This is a genomic window from Rummeliibacillus sp. NPDC094406 (assembly GCF_044763875.1).
GTDB lineage: Bacteria > Bacillota > Bacilli > Bacillales_A > Planococcaceae > Rummeliibacillus.
In genome coordinates this window covers 41,173-56,620 of the sequence record NZ_JBIWGZ010000007.1, presented here as the reverse complement: position 1 = coordinate 56,620, position 15,448 = coordinate 41,173, and the positions used below count along the sequence as shown (strand labels likewise).

At 35.3% G+C, this 15,448-nt stretch carries 18 protein-coding genes, 2 riboswitches and 1 other annotated feature; of the genes, 6 read left to right on the top strand and 12 right to left on the bottom strand.

Features of this window, described 5'->3' with window-relative positions; translation table 11 throughout:
* Positions 1-146 precede the first annotated feature (146 nt).
* Entirely contained in the window at positions 147-482 is a 336-nt protein-coding gene (locus ACIQ4I_RS16865) for a DoxX family protein (RefSeq protein ID WP_397536490.1), read from the bottom strand.
* Positions 483-1,055: 573 nt separating this feature from the next.
* The gene (locus tag ACIQ4I_RS16860) at positions 1,056-1,541 is read right to left on the bottom strand and encodes an HIT family protein (RefSeq protein ID WP_403098099.1); all 486 of its coding nucleotides are present in this window, start codon (positions 1,539-1,541) and stop codon (positions 1,056-1,058) included.
* A 169-nt stretch (positions 1,542-1,710) separates the two neighbouring features.
* Here ACIQ4I_RS16860 and ACIQ4I_RS16855 point away from each other — a divergent pair, with 169 nt between their 5' ends.
* From ACIQ4I_RS16855 to ACIQ4I_RS16845, 3 genes are read left to right on the top strand one after another with little or no spacing between them, the layout of a single operon-like run.
* Positions 1,711-2,424, top strand: a complete 714-nt coding sequence (locus tag ACIQ4I_RS16855) for an MBL fold metallo-hydrolase (protein WP_403098098.1) — start codon at positions 1,711-1,713, stop codon at positions 2,422-2,424.
* A 28-nt stretch (positions 2,425-2,452) separates the two neighbouring features.
* Positions 2,453-3,019 (top strand): TetR/AcrR family transcriptional regulator, encoded by a 567-nt coding sequence (locus ACIQ4I_RS16850; protein ID WP_403098096.1) that lies wholly within the window; start codon positions 2,453-2,455, stop codon positions 3,017-3,019.
* Positions 3,020-3,052: 33 nt separating this feature from the next.
* A complete protein-coding gene (locus tag ACIQ4I_RS16845) occupies positions 3,053-3,400 on the top strand; it encodes a YrdB family protein (protein WP_403098094.1) in 348 nt (115 codons plus the stop codon).
* Positions 3,401-3,503: 103 nt separating this feature from the next.
* Here the strand turns inward: ACIQ4I_RS16845 and thiE are convergent, their stop codons facing one another.
* The 5 genes from thiE to ACIQ4I_RS16820 form a co-directional block, all read right to left on the bottom strand.
* The gene (gene thiE / locus ACIQ4I_RS16840; protein ID WP_403098092.1) at positions 3,504-4,127 is read right to left on the bottom strand and encodes a thiamine phosphate synthase; all 624 of its coding nucleotides are present in this window, start codon (positions 4,125-4,127) and stop codon (positions 3,504-3,506) included.
* Positions 4,114-4,938, bottom strand: coding sequence for a bifunctional hydroxymethylpyrimidine kinase/phosphomethylpyrimidine kinase (thiD, locus tag ACIQ4I_RS16835; RefSeq protein ID WP_403098090.1), 825 nt, complete (start codon positions 4,936-4,938; stop codon positions 4,114-4,116). The genes thiE and thiD overlap by 14 nt, the downstream gene beginning before the upstream one ends.
* Positions 4,938-5,687 (bottom strand): hydroxyethylthiazole kinase, encoded by a 750-nt coding sequence (thiM, locus tag ACIQ4I_RS16830; protein ID WP_403098088.1) that lies wholly within the window; start codon positions 5,685-5,687, stop codon positions 4,938-4,940. Before thiM ends, thiD begins: the two co-directional genes overlap by 1 nt.
* The gene (gene tenA, locus ACIQ4I_RS16825) at positions 5,674-6,357 is read right to left on the bottom strand and encodes a thiaminase II (protein WP_403098086.1); all 684 of its coding nucleotides are present in this window, start codon (positions 6,355-6,357) and stop codon (positions 5,674-5,676) included. Before tenA ends, thiM begins: the two co-directional genes overlap by 14 nt.
* A gap of 61 nt (positions 6,358-6,418) precedes the next feature.
* A riboswitch (TPP riboswitch) is annotated at positions 6,419-6,517 on the bottom strand.
* Between the two features lie 63 nt (positions 6,518-6,580).
* Positions 6,581-6,678: riboswitch (TPP riboswitch) on the bottom strand.
* A 58-nt stretch (positions 6,679-6,736) separates the two neighbouring features.
* Positions 6,737-7,156: a VOC family protein gene (locus ACIQ4I_RS16820; protein ID WP_403098084.1), complete on the bottom strand. Its 420-nt coding sequence runs from the start codon at positions 7,154-7,156 to the stop codon at positions 6,737-6,739.
* 205 nt (positions 7,157-7,361) lie between these two features.
* Between ACIQ4I_RS16820 and ACIQ4I_RS16815 the strand changes: the two genes are divergently transcribed.
* Complete coding sequence (locus ACIQ4I_RS16815) at positions 7,362-8,114, top strand: class I SAM-dependent methyltransferase (RefSeq protein ID WP_403098083.1); 753 nt, start codon at positions 7,362-7,364, stop codon at positions 8,112-8,114.
* Between the two features lie 21 nt (positions 8,115-8,135).
* On the opposite strand, the gene ACIQ4I_RS16810 is transcribed toward ACIQ4I_RS16815, so the two are convergent.
* From ACIQ4I_RS16810 to ACIQ4I_RS16795, 4 genes are all read right to left on the bottom strand, one after another.
* The gene (locus tag ACIQ4I_RS16810; RefSeq protein WP_403098081.1) at positions 8,136-9,053 is read right to left on the bottom strand and encodes a LysR family transcriptional regulator; all 918 of its coding nucleotides are present in this window, start codon (positions 9,051-9,053) and stop codon (positions 8,136-8,138) included.
* 29 nt (positions 9,054-9,082) lie between these two features.
* Complete coding sequence (locus ACIQ4I_RS16805; RefSeq protein ID WP_403098080.1) at positions 9,083-9,559, bottom strand: GNAT family N-acetyltransferase; 477 nt, start codon at positions 9,557-9,559, stop codon at positions 9,083-9,085.
* Positions 9,560-9,931: 372 nt separating this feature from the next.
* Positions 9,932-10,474 carry an NADPH-dependent FMN reductase gene (locus tag ACIQ4I_RS16800; RefSeq protein WP_403098078.1) on the bottom strand — a complete coding sequence of 181 codons (543 nt, stop codon included), beginning with the start codon at positions 10,472-10,474 and terminating at the stop codon, positions 9,932-9,934.
* A gap of 178 nt (positions 10,475-10,652) precedes the next feature.
* Positions 10,653-11,387, bottom strand: a complete 735-nt coding sequence (locus tag ACIQ4I_RS16795) for a polysaccharide deacetylase family protein (RefSeq protein WP_403098076.1) — start codon at positions 11,385-11,387, stop codon at positions 10,653-10,655.
* A 216-nt stretch (positions 11,388-11,603) separates the two neighbouring features.
* Positions 11,604-11,855, top strand: a binding site (T-box leader).
* Positions 11,856-11,979: 124 nt separating this feature from the next.
* On the opposite strand from ACIQ4I_RS16795, the gene metG reads away from it, so the two are divergent.
* A complete protein-coding gene (gene metG / locus ACIQ4I_RS16790) occupies positions 11,980-13,614 on the top strand; it encodes a methionine--tRNA ligase (protein ID WP_403098074.1) in 1,635 nt (544 codons plus the stop codon).
* A gap of 120 nt (positions 13,615-13,734) precedes the next feature.
* On the top strand, positions 13,735-14,976 hold the full coding sequence (locus tag ACIQ4I_RS16785) for an aminopeptidase (RefSeq protein WP_403098072.1): 1,242 nt from the start codon (positions 13,735-13,737) through the stop codon (positions 14,974-14,976).
* 83 nt (positions 14,977-15,059) lie between these two features.
* On the opposite strand, the gene ACIQ4I_RS16780 is transcribed toward ACIQ4I_RS16785, so the two are convergent.
* Positions 15,060-15,386, bottom strand: a complete 327-nt coding sequence (locus ACIQ4I_RS16780; protein WP_403098070.1) for an ArsR/SmtB family transcription factor — start codon at positions 15,384-15,386, stop codon at positions 15,060-15,062.
* Positions 15,387-15,448: the final 62 nt, after the last annotated feature.

Here is a 15,448-nt window from a genome sequence, read left to right as displayed (position 1 = left end):
TAATAAATAACTAAAAATTCAGAAATAAAATGGACTATCTTAGAAAGAGATTTTCTAGATAGCCCTTTATCGAAGTAATTATCACTTCAATTCTATTTATTTAATAAGTAAACTCTAGTTTTTCTTTTACATAACTAATTTTTAATTTAGTCTTCTACACTTTCACTAGTGGATACCAAAAATATAACTGAGTTTAATACGAAGAATATAAAGGGCTTCATAGCGATCTCTAGACCTTGCCCAACCATTAAATGTGTGGATGTAGCTCCAACCATCACAACTGCTAATGCTCCACTCGAAATCGGCACAAAACCTTTCTTCCAAAAACCTATTAATAAGCCTATAGCTGATGTTACTTCAACTGCTCCTACCCCATACATGATGATCTTTCCATAGCCATACACTTCAGTAAAATTTTCTACATGAATTGGATTGGCAGTTAACTTCATATAACCAAAATACATAAACGCAAGACCTAGCAAAAATTGAATTAGACCAACTGAAGACTTCTTTAAAATAGCAACTCCTCCTTTATCATATATTTCTTTCTACTACATATCATAGTCTCGTAGTATTACGTTTAGAAGTAGATTTATCAAAAAGTCATAATTTCAAAACAGAAACTAATTTAATATTTTATTGATGACGGGAAATTCATTTTTTAAGGAGGCGATCGAAAGAAATATGCTTATATATCTGCCCTTATTTATTTCCTTTGGATTTATACTTTTTCATGTAAGTGTAAGTATGAAAAGAATCTTTTGGCTTAGTTTTGTAGCTACTTTTGTTTATACAATATTCGTTTGTTGGATTGGTCCTCATTATGAGTTTACTTTTATATTGGGCTTAATCTGTATAATGTTTTGGTTAATGGTCTTATCTGTCTTCATCACACGTTCTCATTACGATTAAATAAAAGTTTGCTTTAATGATTTTAAAAAGGATAAAAAGCGCTCTAATAGAAATCATTAGAACGCTTTCCTTTTATTCATTTTTACTTGAGATCGCAGATCGTTACTTTATGTAGATGGTAGTTAACGCGCCATATAGAATACTTAATTATTCAAGGCTATCGTTAATACTTTGATTGCATCCATTACTTCTTTCATATTTTCTTCATTGTTCATATTGTTTCTAGCATGAAGAAGAACTGGTCTAACTGATTCTACGGAACGACCGAAGTCGTACATCCAGTCATATCGTGGAACCATCCATATGTGAAAATGATGTGTTGTATCTTCGTTATAAAAATAATAAACGTATTCGATTCCTAAAACTTCTCTTTGAGCTTTTCTTATCTTAGATAATAAGTAAATATAATCAATTTTTTCTTCTTCCGTTAATTCATCAAAGCATTTAATGTGACGCTTAGATGCTAAAATAATTAAACCTTTAATCGGATAGGCAACATCTTGATGCGCATGAAAATATTTAGTTTCTGTTATGACACCTCCATCAGGCATAATCTCTCCACTTGTAAGTGCACAGCTTAAACATTCTACTTGAACAACCTTTCCATTGGATAAAATTATTTCTCTCATAGCGACCTCCGTAAAAGTGATTTCATTAACAATCATATATTCCCACAATATTTCGCTTATTTTATTATCGTTAATTTCTACCATTTATGTATCTTTTTTATTTAAAATAGCATAAACTAATGTTATTAGTTAATTAACTAATTAAATTAGTTTTCGGAAGGAGTACGCCATGAAAATCACGAAAAATGATTATATATTTCAGTTATCCTTTATGCCTAATGTATTTCCGGTGAACTGTTATCTGATTGAAGAGACGGATCGACTTACTCTAATTGATGCAGGGCTTCCTTATAGTGCAAAAAGTATTATAAAAGCTTCACAAAAGATTGGAAAACCCATAGCAAATATCGTTTTGACGCATGCTCACAATGACCATGTAGGTTCCTTGGATGCATTAAAAGCTTCATTGCCAAACGTTCAAGTAAGTATTTCTGCACGTGATGCACTCTTACTAAAAGGAGATACAAAACTTCTGGAAGATGAGCCTTCTTCTCCAATTCGGGGAGGGATTCCAAAGAAAATTCAAACGAAGCCAGATATATTGTTGAAAGATGGGAATCTTATAGGTTCACTCGAAGTTGTTACTGCTCCAGGGCATACGCCTGGCTCCATAGCATTATTGGATACTCGTAATGGTAATCTAATCGCCGGGGATGCTTTTCAAATCAGAGGTGGAATAGCCGTTTCAGGTGTTTTAAAACCTTCTTTCCCATTTCCTGCACTCGCTACTTGGAATAAACAAGTTGCGGTCGACAGTGCAAAAAAACTAATAGACCTAAATCCAAGTTTACTAGCTGTTGGACATGGGCAAATGATTGAAAAACCTATACAAGCGATGAAGCAAGCAATCGATGATGCTTCGCGATTATTAAAAACCAAATAATAGGAAGTGATTAGGAGGTGAAGAAAAAATGGCCCCTCGCATGAAGATAGATTTTAATATTGTACTTCAAAAAGCAACTGACATCATTGATGAAAAAGGGTTAGATGAACTATCTCTGAGTTTATTAGCTAAAGAATTGCAAATCCGTCCACCTTCCTTATACAATCATGTGAATAGTCTTTCAGAATTGAAACAGGCCTTAGCTATTCAAGGGCTTAAAAAGCTTTATCAATACATGCTACATGCTGCAATAGGGACATCGGGAGACGATGCAATCCGCAAAATTAGTGAAGCGTATGTTCAATTTGTAAGAACACACCCAGGTCTTTATGATGCTACAACTCGATTTCCAAATCCTGAAGATTCAGAACTACAGCATCAGCAACAATTAATCGTTGATCTAGTGATGCAAGTTCTCGAAGCCTATGGTTTACAAAAAGAAATGGCAGTTCATATGGTTAGAGGATTACGTAGTATTCTGCATGGTTTTACGTCAATCGAACATATGGGTGGCTTTGGAATACCATTGGATATTGATAAAAGTCTATCCATTTTAATCAATACTTTTATTGAAGGAATTCACTCGATAGCTTAATGTTCTGAAGACTAAATAGAAAGAGGTATGAGAATGGTCTTTTTAACAATTCTTGAGATGATGAACTTAGGATTACGCTTTATATTAGAACTTACTGGTCTTATACTTTATGGTTACTGGGGATTTCAAACGGGGAATACCCATATTCAAAAAGGGATACTCAGTATTTCAATTCCTTTAAGCATCGCAGTAATCTGGGCTTTGTTTGGTTCTCCAAAAGCCAATATTCCTCTACCTGCAACTGCTCATTTCATATTAGAAATGATAATTTTCTTATTGCCCGTCCTGCTATTAATTAGCTTAGGAAAAGTAGCAGTAGCGTGTGTATACGGATTGATATTCATACTAAATAAAATATTACTTGTATTCTGGCATTCATGAATAATAAAATACTTAAACTTAAAACATTTAATAACACTTTGAATCTATATAATTCAAAGTGTTATTGAAATGGATAATAATTATTTTTTGAAGCTGTTTTCTTTTATAAAGAAGAAAAAGACTGAATTGTCGCCTTTCTATTAGGACTTTCACTAATGGCTGATATGACGGCAACTCCATCTGCTCCTGCTTGCCGTACTTCATGTGCATTTTGCTCTGTAATTCCACCAATCGCGACAAGTGGGAAATCAGGATACATGACTCTTGCTTGGTGTAAAAATGTTACACCTGCTGGCTTTTTCGCATCTGATTTTGATTTTGTTTCATAAATTGGTCCAATGCCAACATAATCCGCTCCACCTATCACTGCCTTCTCCATTTCCTCTTTCGTATGCACAGAGATCCCTACAATTTTGCCTTTGAATTTTGTTCGAATTGCTTCAAGAGCTATATCATCTTGTCCTACATGCACACCATCTGCATTAATCTTCAAAGCAAGATCAACATCATCATTCACAATAAAGGGAACATTGTAATGCTTACATAACGTTTGACACGCTATGGCAAAATATTCTAAATCATGCTCTTTTAACGCAGCCTCCCCTTTTTCTCGTAATTGGAAAATAGTTACTCCTGCTTTTAATGCTTCCTCAAGTACCTCTAAAGGGCTATCAATACAATTTCGTGTTCCCATAATAAAGTAAACAGCTAAATCATTTCGTTTCAATGATTGTCACCTCGCAAACTCCATTTTCCTTTTTATATGCAAAGTGATTTGTTGGGCCATGGCCGTGCCCGATATTTAAAGGATTTTGTATCGCTAATTGTACAAATTTCTTTGCTTCAATGATCGCTTCACGTAAATCATAACCCTGACCTAAAAATGCTGCTATTGCAGATGAAAATGTGCAACCTGTTCCATGTGTCTGCTTTGTATCAATACGCTTCGTTTGCATTGAGAATGATGTGCCATCTTGAAAATAAACCGTATCAATCGCTTCTTCACCTTCTAAATGACCACCTTTCATCACAACGCAAGAAACGCCCATATTAAGAATTATCTTTGCGGCTTTCTCTATATCTGCAGCAGTTCTGATCGTGTTCCCACTTATTACTTCTGCTTCAGGAATATTTGGCGTAAGTACAGTAGCAAGTGGCAGTAGTGAACTTTTCAAAGCTTTGATGGCTTCTGATTGAAGGAGAGATGCACCACCTTTTGCAATCATGACTGGATCAACAACAAGCTGGATTTCTTTATCCTTTAAGCTTTGAGCAACGGCTTCAATTATTTCTGCAGAAAAAAGCATACCTGTTTTGGCAGCTTTTACAGGTAAATCTTGCATTACTACTTCAATTTGTTGTTGTACAAATTCAGCTGTTGCAGGGAAGATCCCTTCTACCCCTAAAGTATTTTGTGCAGTTAGTGCAGTAATAGCGGATGTACCGAAAACACCTAACTCTTGAAATGTTTTTAAATCAGCTTGGATTCCTGCCCCTCCACCACTATCAGAGCCCGCTATTGTCATCACAATGTCCATTATTGTTCACCTCTAGAGATATCGTGTAATGCATTTAATACTTCCACTTGGAAAGAGCCTAGTGGACCTGCAATAGCTGCACGCTCTGCAACAGCTTTATAATCTTGTAAAACATCATGAAGAACAGTTAAAGGATTGCCTTCTACAGCTAATGCCGCACTACAAACTGCACTAAGTAAGCAGCCTGTTCCTGTCACCTGCGTCATTATTTCATTGCCTCCTCCAATGGTATAAGTTTGCTCGCCATTTGTTAAGATATCTGAAGGGCCCGTTACAATGACTAGACAATGATATTGACGTGCTACTTGTTTCGCTACTTGTTCAACATCGATTTCTCCTTCTCCACTGTCTACACCTTTTACTTGCCATTTAACACCTGCAATACTTGCTAGTTCCCCGGCATTACAACGGATTAAGTCAAATTTCACCGCTTCCAGTAATTCTTGAACCGTTTGTTTACGAAATGCTGTAGCGCCTACACCAACAGGGTCAAGGACAACGGGTATTTCTTTCTCGTTTGCTTTACGACCTGCAAGAATCATTGCTTCCTTAGTTCGACTGTTAATGGTTCCAATATTAAGTAATAAGGTAGAGGCATTGGATACCATTTCTTCGACCTCAGATGCTTCATCTGCCATTACAGGTGAAGCACCAATTGCAAGAAGCCCGTTAGCTGTAAAGTTCGCTACAACATAATTCGTAATACAATGGACAAGAGGACTTGTCATTCGAATTTTAGATATACTCATAATTGACCACTTCACCTTTCCAATCTTCTAAAGTCCAAGGCATTTCCCAAAACTTCCATTCATAATAGCAACTTTTCTTGAAATGAGATTTCAATAAAGATACTTTTTCAGGTTGTTCTTTTGCAAAACGATTCATCATCGACTTTTGCAATTCAATTTTTTCTTTATAATCCGGATCACTGTACATCGTAATCCATTCTTCATAAAGTTTGACACCTGGTTTAGCGTCTTTGTATTTTTCTCCAATTTCTTGATACAACCAAGGGCATGGGAACATGGCTGCAAATGCTTCAGCAACATCACCATTATGAGCTGTATTGTACATATGACTAACGTAATTGTACGCGGCCGGTGCAGGTTCAAATGTTTCTAATTCTTGATCAGTTACACCAAGCTCATGGAAAACTGTCCGATGCAATTCCAGCTCAGCTTCATTAATATGACGAGCTGTTTCTAAAAAATAAGCAATATCCTCATTCGTAATTGCCTTTGATGCAGCTATCGCTAACACTTTTGTATAATGCTTTAAATAATAAGCATCCTGCATCATATAAAATTTGAATTTCTCAATTGGCAGAGTTCCTCCAACTAATCCCTTTACAAATGGATGTTCAAAACTACCTTCCCAATAAAAATCTGTCTCTTTTCTTACCTCTTCACAAAATGTCATCCTAAGTCCTCCTTGTAGTGGACGTAGACGCAAAAAAAGTCTCCATGCTAAACATAGAGACTTCATAGTGAATATTGCTCCCTACGTCAGTATTAACTGTCAGGTTCTAAGGGTCAGGTTTTAACCTTCTCAACACAAAAGTGTCCCCCCGCACAAAAATATTTGGTTGGTAACAAAAAAGCTCTCCAAATCGGAGAGCTACTGTACAAAAATCATGCATTATTATGCTATGTACTTTGCTCCCTACGTCAGTGTTAACTGTCAGGTTCTAAGGGTCAGGTTCTACCTTCTCAACGCATAAGCGTCCCCCCGCAAATATTTAAGTTGCTATTATCGTAGCATTTCTTACTCAGCTGCTCAAGGATAAATTTATCCTTTATTAGTCACCAATGCCAGGGGTGTTCATTAAGACAATTCTCCAACCATCTGGATCTTCAATTGTAACGCCTGATTCTTCCCAGTATCCGTTCTCTGGTGAAACTATATCATATCCCATATTCTTCAATCTATTTTTGATATCTTCAATTATTTTACGATCAGGGATATAGAAGACGAGTAGGTTATCCTTTGTTGGAGCTGGACAAGGACTACCATCTATATGTTGAGTAAATTCCAAATGATAGTCAAAACCGGGAAGCCCAATCATTATTCCTTTATATCCCCTATGCCCTTCAAATGAGCCAATCGTTTTCAATCCTAATCCTTTACAATAGAAATCTACAACTTTGTCGAGTTGATCCGTAGGGCGTGCCACTCGAATTTGCGCTACTTTCATTTCATTTGGCCAATTACTTTCCATTCCTTCATCCCCTTATTTTCATTCTCAAATTACTAATTACTACCATAATTATAACAAGGGGGTAATCGAGCATACCTTAAGTAATTAGACTGAATTTGAATTAAACAATTTAATTCTATATTCCACTTTGGAATTAATACACCCTTTATCAGTCATATCTCTACTATCAAATTCTCTGTTATCCTCATCTAAAGGAGATGATCAAATGAGAGAATGGAATGCAGTTTTATATGATAAAAAGCATGATTTCGTTTCAAAATTTGGCGGGAGTTTAGTCGAATTACTAGCACCACAAAAAGAGGAAACAGTCTTAGATTTAGGCTGTGGTACAGGAGATTTAGCAAATGAAATCACAAATCAAGGAGCTATTGTGCATGGCATAGATGCATCGGAAACAATGATTTATCAAGCACAAACAAAATATCCACAAATACAATTTTCTGTACGAGATGCTACACAAATAGATACACATCATCAATTTGATGCAGTTTTCTCCAACGCCTCATTACATTGGATCAAACAACCTGAAATGGTTGTCCAAAATGTTTACAATGCTTTAAAAACAAATGGTCGTTTTGTTGCTGAGATGGGTGGCAAAGGAAATATTTCTTCAATCGTGAATGCGATAAAACAAAGCATGGATGAATTAGGTTATACGTATATTGAAGATTATTTTCCTTGGTACTTTCCAACCGCAGAGGAATATAGTGAATTATTACAACATGCAGGTTTTCAAGTAAAGATGATGACATTATATGAACGTCCAACCCCACTTATTGGAGAAGACGGTATCAGAAATTGGCTGCAAATGTTTAGTAATAATATTTTTCAGCATTTATCTGAATATCAAAAAAATAATGTTGTTCAATTATGCGAAAAGATTTTAAAACCTCAGTTATATAAAGAACATACATGGATTGCTGATTATTGGAGACTCCGTTTTGTTGCAGTTAAATAGACGAAATAAAAGGCATTTCTGTTAATTTGAAATGCCTTTCCTTTTTGAAGCGAAACTTCCATCAGTGGGGGTTTTACAATCCGTTAATGCAAGGTAAATTTCCTTGCTACTTTCTAGAAAAGCCTGAATATCACTAGATATGTATTTAGAAATAAAGTAAGTTTGCGAGGTTATATGTTCAAATAAATTTAAAGACCGGATACAAAGGGTGCCTCCCTCTTTTTGCACAACACTTTGTGGTAAAAATGCAATGCCCAGTCCTTGCTTAACAAAGTTTTTGATAACTTCTGTTTGGTTAACTTTCATACTTTTATGTGAAGGAAATTGGCTTATAAGCACATGTTGAACGGCTTCCCAATAAGGTGCGTACTCATGTGTTAAAATTATCTCGCTTTTTAATAATTCGGTTGGCTCTACTTCACTTTTAGAAGGTGAGATGACTAATTGAATAGATTCATCCGCAATCATTTCAATTTGTAAATCTCGTGTAGATATTATTTTCGATAGACCGATATCAATGGCACCACGATAAGCAGCTTCCCCTATTTCATTTGAATTTAATAATTCAATCGATAACTGAATATGCGGCTTGTTTGCATTAAAATGCTCGATGATCCTAGGCAAAGTTGAGTTGGCAATCTGTGGGGCTACACCAATTGTTAAATTAGACGTATAACCTTCCAAAAAGGCTTGGGTACTCCATAACGAATCATCAAGCATTTCAATTAACTTTTCAGCTTTTTCAAAGAAGTAAGCACCCGCTATATTTAATCGTACTTTTTTGCCACTTCGTTCAAATAAGGGTGTTTGTAGTTCTTTTTCTAAATGATGAATATGTTTTGTTACAGTCGATTGTGTTAAAAAGCGTTTTTCTGCCGCTTCCCCAAAGTTCTCTGTTTTAGCTGCAACTAAAAAAGTCCTTAACCATTCCGTTTCCATAAGCACTTCTCCCATCAACAGTATTCAAACTATAAAACTTTTTGAAGCTCAATTTCATCTCTAATTGGAATACCGTCATTCCCTACAAGCGGAATTTCTGGTTTGTATTTTCTCGCTATTTGTACTGCATTGGGGTAAACCTTTGTTAAATGATATCCTCTCTTTTGGTAAAACTTTAATGCATGCAAATTATCATTTGTTGTAATTAACGTAACGAGTTGGCAGCCCTTTGCTAGAGTTGTTTTTTCAACCTCTTGAACAAGTATTGTGCCAATTCCACGATTCTCTTCGATGCTATCTAAAGAAATAATCTCACATTTTTTACCTCGAAGAATATATGTGACGAGTCCAATGATCTCGTGTTGATCATTAAGAAAAACATATCCATCTAATTGGCTGCAATCATATATCCCTGATGAAATAACCATTTCTGTAGTACCCCAATGTTGAATAAAGAAGTTGATTACTTTTATCTTTGGATATTCTTGGAGTGAAGAAATTTTCATATAGTTATCCCCTTTTAATTATTCTAAATATTAAATCTATTTCTATTGTAACAAATCCCCTATTTTGATAGTAACGAAATAACTTTTCATCTTCTCCTCTAACTTCAGGAAAAATAATACTTGCGAAATTGGATGTTTTTCTTGTGAAGTTAGATGATTTACTTGCAACTTTGTCCTATTTACTTGCGGAAATTAAAATTATATTTGCGTTTACAGCATTTTATGTTCTCAATAATTTCACTTTTCCTTTACGCTCTAACTTTAGGCTTTAAGTAGCCACCTTCTCCCAAATAAAAATACATAAAAATAAGCCAAGCAATAAAAAATGACCCCTGTAATTTGCAGGAGTCATGATCTCTTCGATATCAATTATTAAATATATAATTTCATCCAATTCATAAAGTTCTCGACTACTGAATCTAAGAATTTTACTGTACCTTCATCTGTTAAGTTTCCTTCAGCATCGAATTTAGTATGAGCAGCACCTACATATACTTCGTTTCCTTGTAGTACAGGTGAGCCAAGACCTTGCGCAAATAGAATATCACGTAAATGCATTTGTGCTTTTACTGTACCAAGATTACCCATTGAAGCTCCCATAATCCAAGATGGTTTACCAATCATGACTTTGTCCACTCGTGATAACCAATCAATAGCATTTCCTAGAACACCTGGGATTGATGAATTGTATTCTGGCGTTACCCAAAGAACAGCATCTGCTGCTTTAACTTTTGCTTTGAAATCAAGTACAGCTTGAGGTGCATCATTTTCGATATCTTGGTTGTACATTGGGATATCATTTAAACTTAAGATTTCTAATTCAAATTTGTCAGCATTATGTTGCTGTACAAATTTTGCTAATTTATAATTATATGATTCTTTACGAATACTTCCTACAATTGCTACTACTTTCATTGTCGTTACCTCCTAAATGGAAATATGTATTTTCAATTTAAGAATATTATTAATTCGAGATAATATCAAACTATTAGCTTTTTATTAAAAACCCTCCGTATTTTAGTTGAATTTTTTTACACACTAAAAGAGTAAGGAACATTTTTTACTCATCCTTACTCTAAACATTAGTGTAGTGTTATTTTTTAATTCGTGGACTTATGTCTCCCATTAGCTCCGAAATGGTTACAAATTTATAACCCTGCTTTTGCAGTACAGGCAATATTTGTTCTAACGCTTTGATGGTTTGCGTACGATTGCCGCCTCCATCATGGAATAGAATAACGTCACCTGGTGTTGTGCCGTTTAACACTTTTCTTACAATTTTTCTAACGCCTGGGCTTTTCCAATCTTGTGTATCAAGGTGCCAAGACCAAATTACTACTTTAAAACCACTCTTTTGTGCAGTGTTAATCATTTCATCTGTATAAATGCCACCGACAGGACGAAATAGTACTGGAGAAAAACCTGTAATACCTTGAATAATTTCATTTGTCTTTTTTAGTTCATCTACCAATTTCTTTCCTCTTGCTTTAAATGGATGGGAATATGTGTGATTTGCAAGTTCATGTCCTTCATCATACGCTCTTTCAATAATCTTTGGATATTTCTCAGCACTTCTCCCTAACACAAAAAAAGTCGCTTTAGCATCATATTTTTCCAATAAGTCTAAAATTTCAGGTGTATATCTTGGATCTGGGCCATCATCAAATGTTAATGCAATCACTTTTTCTTCTGTTTGAATATCCCACAATACCTGCCCAGTCTGCTCATAATAGTACCTTCCCTTATCCGCAGCATTACTAAAGCTTGCGTAAAAAATGGAGATGACTAAAACGCAAACAGTCAAAAATATTATTTTGTTTCGTTTCAAAATATCACCCCCATAACTTTTTTGCTTTCTAAAGAACATCGATGACTTTAATATTTGCTGAACACGATAAATTATGCCTTCAAAGCTGTTTACATTTATTGTTTTGGAAGCATTGCCAATTAAATTTTTATAAATAAAAAATCAATTTTGGGTGACAATAACAAAAGGATTTGCAAATTGATAATTTTCCTATTATACTAATAACTGTAAATTCAGAAAAAAGCGTTGATAAGGGAAAGTAAATGAGGGAATATTTATAGAGAGCTTCTGACGGTGGAAAAGAAGCATTTTGAACCTGGTTGAAAATGGCCTTTGAGCTGCGTATCGAAAAGCGAAGCTGAGTAGAATACGCCGAGATGACACTCGTTACAACAGGAGCAGTATCTCTTTTAAAGACGTACTGATAGAGACAAATAGTGTGAGCTATTTGTAAAACTAGGTGGTAACACGATTATACTCGTCCTAATCTTTAATAGATTAGGGCGTTTTTTATTTTGGCTATTCATGCTAAGTGTACAAACCCGAGCTTAACTCAATCCCTTATTAAAGCAAAACTTTCTTGCGCTTTTTTTAAATTAAGGAGGAATTTCAAATGACTATAGTTATTGGTGGTGCGTGGCCATATGCAAATGGTTCTCTACATTTAGGACATATTGCTGCACTTTTACCGGGCGATATTTTAGCAAGATATTACAGGCAAAAAGGAGAAAAAGTCCTCTATGTTTCAGGTAGTGACTGCAATGGTACACCGATTTCGATCAGAGCCAATCAAGAAAATACAACACCTGAAGCCATAGCAAATCATTATCATCAAGAGTTTAAAAACAGCTTTAAACAACTTGGTTTTACTTACGATTTTTATACCCGCACCGATGCGGATCATCATCATCAGTCTGTGCAAAATATATTCAAGCAATTACTTCAAAATGGCTATCTATACAGAAAAAGAATTGAGCAGGCATATTGTGAACATGACAAACAGTTTTTACCTGATCGATTTGTTGAGGGAATTTGCCCAAATTGTGGGGCAAAAGCTCGTGGAGATCAATGTGATCATTGTTCTACGATACTCGATCCGCTTGATTTAATCGATAAAAAATGTAAAATTTGCGAAAATGAGCCTATCATTCGAGAAACGGAACATTTTTACTTTGCGTTCAGTCGCTTTCAACATGCTTTAGAAGATTTTCTTCAGCTGGCTGAAGAAGAACATCGATGGCGTGATAATGCGATCCAACTAACAAAACGTTATCTTGCTGAAGGTGTACCTGACCGTGCAGTTACGCGCGATTTACCAAATGGCGTCTCAGTCCCCGTTGAAGGTTTTGAAGGCAAAAAAATTTATGTATGGATTGAAGCCGTTGCAGGTTACTTAACTGCCAGCCTCGAGTGGGCAAAACAACATGGAGCAGATATTGAAGATTGGTGGAATGCTCAAACAATTTCTTATTATATTCATGGAAAAGATAATATTCCTTTCCACTCAGTTATTTGGCCATCCTTATTAATGGGAATTGGTAATCAAGCTTTACCTACGCATATTATTTCAAATGAGTATCTGACTTTAGAAAAACGCAAGCTTTCAACAAGCCAAAATTGGGCAGTTTGGGTACCTTATATTACTGAAAAATATAATCCTGATTCCATACGCTATTTCCTTACAATCAATGCACCTGAAAATCGCGATACTGATTTCTCATGGCGTGAATTTATATACAGCCATAACAGTGAATTGCTTGGAGCTTATGGAAACTTTGTCAATAGAACGCTTAAATTTATCGAAAACTCATTTGAAAGCAAAATCCCAATAGGTGTAGTTGATTTGGAAATTCAAAATCATACCCTTAAACTTTATACCCAAGTGGGAAGCCTAATAGAGGATGGACATTTCAAACAAGCTTTAGAAGATATTTTCGAATACATTCGTCGTGCCAATAAATTCTTCGATGAAAAGCAGCCCTGGATTCAAATAAAGCAAAACCCTTCCGAAGGAAAGGATACGTTATATACTTGCTGTTATATCATTTTAAACTTGGCTCAACTGTTGCAACCATTCTTACCTTTCTCAACAGATAACATCAAAAAAATGTTAGGTGTAGATGTAGTTGAATGGAAAGAGCAAACGAACATTCCAATCAATATTAACCACGTCATCCCACTGTTTGAAAGATTGGATACAGGTTTAATAGATGAGGAGTATAATCGTTTGGTGAATCATACTAAATAAAGACTCTACTTAAATGAGAGGTTTATTTATCAGAATAATTAGACAGGCTAAATATTTCGGAATTTATTTTCTATTATGATAATATAATCAATAGAAAATATATTTTTGGGGGTAAAGGAAATGATAGCTAACTTTGAAGAAAATCTACAGAAATATGCAAAACTTTTAGTAGCAAAAGGAATCAACGTTCAACCAGGAGATTGGGTGAAAATGACCATTACAGTTGATCAAGCTCCCTTAGCTCGTCTTATTACACAGGAAGCATATGAATTGGGCGCTGAAAAGGTCATTGTGAAATGGTCTGACGATGAAATAAGTAAACTCCATTATTTACATCAACCTGTAGAGGTATTGACTGACATTCCAGATTATGAAATTCAAGAATCCGAAGATCACGTATTAAATCATCACGTAAGTCGTCTTTCGATTGTATCCAGTGATCCTGGGTTGTTAAATGAAGCAGATCCTACGAAAATAGCTGCTTATCAAAATAAGGCTGGTAAAGCTTTTATTGCACAACGTAAGGCAACTCAAAATGATGATTTGAAGTGGACTGTTGCAGCGGCTGCTGGAGCTGGTTGGGCTGCACACGTATTTCCTGACTTAGCTACTTCTGAAGAACAAGTAGATGCTTTATGGGATCAAATTTTCAAAACTTGCCGTGTCTATACAGATGATCCAATCAAAGCTTGGGATGAACACAAAAAAACATTAAATGAAAAAGCAGCTAAATTAAATGAAATTCAATTTGACGCATTACACTATACAGCACCTGGTACAGATTTAACTTTAGGATTACCAAAGAACCATATTTGGGCTAGTGCAGAAAGTTACAGTCCAAAAGGGGATGAATTTATCGCTAATATGCCGACAGAAGAAGTTTTCACTGCTCCGGATACACACCGTATGGATGGAGTCGTACGTAGCACGAAACCATTAAGCTATGCTGGTACATTAATTGAAGGTATTGAAGTACACTTTAAAGACGGTAAAATCGTGGATATTTCCGCTGAAAAAGGCGATGAAACAATAAAAAAATTAGTACATGACAATGATGGAGCAACAGGTTTGGGTGAAGTTGCCCTTGTGCCAGATCCATCGCCAATTTCTCAATCTGGCATTACATTCTTTACAACACTTTATGATGAAAATGCATCTAACCATTTAGCAATCGGCTCAGCTTACCCTACTACGATTCAAGGTGGTACAAAAATGAGCCAAGAGGAATTGCTTGCACATGGTATGAATACTTCAACAGTTCACGTTGACTTTATGATTGGTTCTGACAAGATGGATATTGATGGCATCAAACAAGATGACACAATTATTCCAATCTTCCGTAATGGTGATTGGGCATTTTAATAAATGAATATAGATAATATTTTTCCAAATAAAAACTCGGATAGAAAATAAAGCATTTCTATCCGAGTTTTTTGATTTTTACACTATTCTTCTTTCATCTGATCAAGGAGTGTAATAGCATCTACAAGGTGGTTGTTAAAAATCTGCTTAGCAACTTCTAACAATTCGATAATCATGGAATCTCTTAATGAGTAGATTACACGATTTCCATCTTTTGTTCCATAAACAATATTCTTTGCCCTAAGTACTGTTAATTGTTGAGAAACAGCAGATCCTTCACTGCCTAACTGGGTTTGAATTTCATTGACACTCCGATTACCTTCTGATAAAACTTCGAGAATTTGAATTCTTAATGGGTGGGCAAGTGCTTTAAAAAAATCCGCTTTAAACTCATGTAATCCTTTATTCAATGTAATTCCTCACTTCCTACATATAAAACGTATTCTCTAGATGCTTTCAAATAGAGTAAATT

Excerpts from the sequence above, each read along its gene's own strand:
- ACIQ4I_RS16860 (WP_403098099.1), bottom strand. The coding sequence starts at position 1,541 with ATGAGAGAAATAATTTTATCCAATGGAAAGGTTGTTCAAGTAGAATGT.
- ACIQ4I_RS16855 (WP_403098098.1), top strand. The coding sequence starts at position 1,711 with ATGAAAATCACGAAAAATGATTATATATTTCAGTTATCCTTTATGCCT.
- ACIQ4I_RS16850 (WP_403098096.1), top strand. The coding sequence starts at position 2,453 with ATGGCCCCTCGCATGAAGATAGATTTTAATATTGTACTTCAAAAAGCA.
- ACIQ4I_RS16845 (WP_403098094.1), top strand. The coding sequence starts at position 3,053 with ATGGTCTTTTTAACAATTCTTGAGATGATGAACTTAGGATTACGCTTT.
- thiD (WP_403098090.1), bottom strand. The coding sequence starts at position 4,938 with ATGGACATTGTGATGACAATAGCGGGCTCTGATAGTGGTGGAGGGGCA.
- thiM (WP_403098088.1), bottom strand. The coding sequence starts at position 5,687 with ATGAGTATATCTAAAATTCGAATGACAAGTCCTCTTGTCCATTGTATT.
- tenA (WP_403098086.1), bottom strand. The coding sequence starts at position 6,357 with ATGACATTTTGTGAAGAGGTAAGAAAAGAGACAGATTTTTATTGGGAA.
- ACIQ4I_RS16820 (WP_403098084.1), bottom strand. The coding sequence starts at position 7,156 with ATGGAAAGTAATTGGCCAAATGAAATGAAAGTAGCGCAAATTCGAGTG.
- ACIQ4I_RS16815 (WP_403098083.1), top strand. The coding sequence starts at position 7,362 with ATGAGAGAATGGAATGCAGTTTTATATGATAAAAAGCATGATTTCGTT.
- ACIQ4I_RS16810 (WP_403098081.1), bottom strand. The coding sequence starts at position 9,053 with ATGGAAACGGAATGGTTAAGGACTTTTTTAGTTGCAGCTAAAACAGAG.
- ACIQ4I_RS16805 (WP_403098080.1), bottom strand. The coding sequence starts at position 9,559 with ATGAAAATTTCTTCACTCCAAGAATATCCAAAGATAAAAGTAATCAAC.
- ACIQ4I_RS16800 (WP_403098078.1), bottom strand. The coding sequence starts at position 10,474 with ATGAAAGTAGTAGCAATTGTAGGAAGTATTCGTAAAGAATCATATAAT.
- metG (WP_403098074.1), top strand. The coding sequence starts at position 11,980 with ATGACTATAGTTATTGGTGGTGCGTGGCCATATGCAAATGGTTCTCTA.
- ACIQ4I_RS16785 (WP_403098072.1), top strand. The coding sequence starts at position 13,735 with ATGATAGCTAACTTTGAAGAAAATCTACAGAAATATGCAAAACTTTTA.